Below are 3,518 nucleotides of genomic sequence, written 5' to 3'. Positions count from 1 at the left end.
GTTTCGACGTTTAATGTTTCGACGTTGCGAAACTTCAATTCGCTTCCCGGAGTATCCGGCCGGTGAGCTTCTGGATATCCTTCAGCAACGGCTGCTCGTCCGTGGCACAGAACGTGAGTGCCGTACCGCTGTTGCCGGCCCTGCCGGTACGCCCGATACGGTGAACATAGGTCTCCGGCACATCGGGCAGATCGTAGTTGATCACCATATCCAACTGATCGATATCGATACCACGAGCAGCAATATCGGTGGCAATCAGCACCCTTGTTTCGTGCGACTTAAAGTTGGCGAGCGCCCGCTGGCGGGCATTCTGCGACTTGTTGCCGTGTATTGCCTCACTGCCAATCCCGGCCCTGGTGAGTATCCGGGCAATCTTGTCGGCACCGTGTTTTGTGCGCGAGAAGACGAGCACCGACTTGCGTTTGTCCTTCTTCAGAAGGTCGATCAGCAGATCTTTCTTCTCGGGCTTCTCCACAAAATAGATATATTGCTCAATGGTGTCGACCACCGAAGAGGTGGGGTTGACCTCTACCTTCACCGGCTTGTGCAGGATGGAGCGCGAAAGCGACGCAATGGATACAGGCATGGTTGCCGAGAAGAAGAGCGTTTGCTTCTCTCTGGGCAACAGCGGCAGCAGTCGCTTGATGTCGTGAATGAATCCCATATCGAGCATTCTGTCGGCTTCGTCGAGCACGAAATGGCGGATAGCATGAAGGCTCACATAGCGTTGGTTGATCAGGTCTAGCAGACGGCCTGGCGTCGCCACCAGGATGTCTACGCCGTTCTTCAGCGTATTCACCTGTGCATGTTGCTTCACCCCGCCAAAAATCACGGCGTGACGGATGCCCGTGTAGGTTGTGTACTCCCGCAGGCTGTCGTCGATCTGGATGGCCAGCTCACGGGTGGGCGTGAGAATCAATGCTTTGATCTCTCTTCTTTTTCCATGGCTCTTATCCTGATATAACTGCTGAATGATGGGGAGTGCGAAGGCAGCCGTCTTGCCGGTGCCGGTTTGTGCCAGTCCCAGGACATCGCGGTTTTGCAGTGCCGGGAGAATGGCTTGTTCCTGTATGGGGGTGGGTGTGGTGTATCCTTTTTCTTCGAGAGCCTTCAATATGGGCTCAATAATTCCTAATTCTTTAAATGTCATCTAATTAATTTATACTACACCTCGCCGGCGTAGTGGCTGTTGATAAAATTTTCTCGTGTCCCTTCCGTAGAGGAGAGGGAATGAAGTTAACAAATGGTGAGGGGAGAACTGTTATGAGTAGAACCAACGCACTAGATGTTACCGGCTACAAAGTTAAGCATTATTTTTCGTTTTTCCTACACATAACCAATATATAAGGATTTACGGACAGGATGACCTGCCACTTATTCCCAAATAGCAACAGTTGGAGCTTCAATACCGAATTCGGAGAGCTCAATATGGGGGGGGACCGAAATTTATTTTCATAGTCTCCCAAAAAGCGTTTTCTTTGCATGCATAAAAACTGGAAGAAATGGTTTCTATCGAAAATATCACCGTCGAATTCGGGGGATTCACCCTGCTCGACCGGATATCGTTCGTACTGAATAAAAATGAACGGGTGGCGCTGGTGGGCAAGAACGGAGCAGGGAAATCGACACTGCTCAAGATCATGGCCGGCCTGCAGCAACCCACACACGGCAATGTATCTTATCCCAAGGAACTTTCCGTGGGCTACCTGCCGCAGCAGATGAAGCTAAGCAACCATGGCACGGTGAAGGAAGAGGCCTCCCGGGCTTTCGAACACCTGCAGAAGATGGAACGGGAGCTGGAGGAGCTGCACAGGGAGATGGCGGAGCGGACCGACTATGAGTCGGAGGCCTATCATCGCATCATTGAGCGTGCGACGGACCTGCAGGAGCTGTTGCAGATGTCGGGCATCCACAACTTCGAGGCGGAGGTGGAGAAGACACTGCTGGGGCTGGGCTTTCTGCGGAGCGACTTCGACCGCCCCACGCGTGAGTTCAGCGGCGGCTGGCGCATGCGCATTGAATTGGCAAAGATCCTGCTGCAGGCTCCCGATGTGCTGCTGCTGGACGAGCCGACGAACCACCTCGACATTGAATCGATCCAATGGCTGGAGAACTTCCTGGCCACGCATGCCAACGCGGTGATGCTGGTATCGCACGACCGTGCCTTCCTCGATACGGTCACAAACCGCACCATCGAGGTGCTGCTGGGCAACATCCACGATTACAAGGTGAACTACACCAGATACGTGGAACTGCGCAAGGAGCGCCGCGAACAGCAACTCAGGGCCTACGAGAATCAGCAGAAGCAGATAAAGGATACGGAAGATTTCATTGAACGGTTCCGGTACAAGGCGACCAAGTCGAACCAGGTGCAGTCGCGCATCAAGCAGCTGGAGAAGATTGATCGCATTGAGGTGGACGAGGTGGATAACTCGCGCCTCAACCTGAAGTTTCCGCCGGCGCCGCGCTCGGGCTCTTACCCGGTGATCATGGAGGATGTGGAGAAACGATATGGCGACCATCTTGTTTTCGACAAGGTGACGCTCACCATTGGGCGCGGCGAGAAGATCGCCTTTGTGGGGAAGAACGGCGAAGGGAAGTCGACGCTGGTGAAGTGCATCATGCAGGAGATTGAGCACGGCGGCAGGCTGACGCTGGGCCACAACGTGAAGATAGGCTACTTTGCTCAGAACCAGGCGCAGCTGCTGGACGAAAACCTGTCGGTCTTCGAGACGATCGACGAGGTGGCAGTGGGTGATATCCGTACGAAGATACGGGATATCCTGGGCGCATTCATGTTCGGCGGCGAGGCGTCGGAGAAGAAGGTGAAGGTGCTCTCGGGGGGCGAACGGAGCCGACTGGCAATGATCCGTCTGCTGCTGGAGCCGGTGAACCTGCTGATCCTGGACGAGCCGACCAACCACCTCGACCTGGCATCGAAGGATGTGCTGAAAAAGGCGATCCGCGAGTTCGACGGCACGGCGATCATCGTATCGCACGACCGTGACTTCCTCGACGGGCTGGTAAACAAGGTGTATGAGTTTGGCGGCGGCAGGGTGACGGAACATATTGGTGGCATCTACGACTACCTGGCGACAAAGAAGCTGGACAACCTGCAGCAGCTGGAGCTTTCAAAGTCGCCGGCAGCGGCAAGGGATGCGGCAGCCCCGCCGAAGAAAGAAGAGAAGGAGGTGAGCAGTCAGGGTGCAGCACAAGACCGGCCCGCGGCAAACAAGCTTTCCTATCAGGAGCAGAAGGAGTTGAACCGGCAGCAGCGGAGACTGGAAAAACAGGTGGAGGAGGCAGAAGATCAGATTGAAGCACTCGAAACAACGATTGCCGGACTGGAGCAGGAACTGGCTACACCGGAAGGTGCTTCGAACGTGGAGATGCTGCAAAACTACCTGAACACCAAAGCAAAACTGGACCGGATCATGAACAATTGGGAAAAGCTGACGTTAGAACTGGAGAGGTTTCGAGGTTTGAAAGTTTAACGTTTCAAGGTTTCAAGGTTTCAA

At 54.3% G+C, this 3,518-nt stretch carries 2 protein-coding genes; one reads left to right on the top strand and one right to left on the bottom strand.

The annotated features are described in order from the left end of the window. Positions 1-34 precede the first annotated feature (34 nt). Complete coding sequence (locus B3Z75_RS00715; RefSeq protein WP_294066626.1) at positions 35-1,150, bottom strand: DEAD/DEAH box helicase; 1,116 nt, start codon at positions 1,148-1,150, stop codon at positions 35-37. Positions 1,151-1,502: 352 nt separating this feature from the next. On the opposite strand from B3Z75_RS00715, the gene abc-f reads away from it, so the two are divergent. After that, positions 1,503-3,494: a ribosomal protection-like ABC-F family protein gene (abc-f, locus tag B3Z75_RS00710; protein WP_294066622.1), complete on the top strand. Its 1,992-nt coding sequence runs from the start codon at positions 1,503-1,505 to the stop codon at positions 3,492-3,494. The last annotated feature ends 24 nt before the right edge of the window (positions 3,495-3,518 follow it).

Origin of the sequence: Proteiniphilum sp. UBA1028 (genome assembly GCF_002316955.1) — a bacterium.
In the GTDB taxonomy this organism is placed as follows: domain Bacteria; phylum Bacteroidota; class Bacteroidia; order Bacteroidales; family Dysgonomonadaceae; genus Proteiniphilum.
The sequence above is the reverse complement of the archived record's forward strand: the minus strand, read 5'-3'. Positions and strand labels throughout refer to the sequence as shown.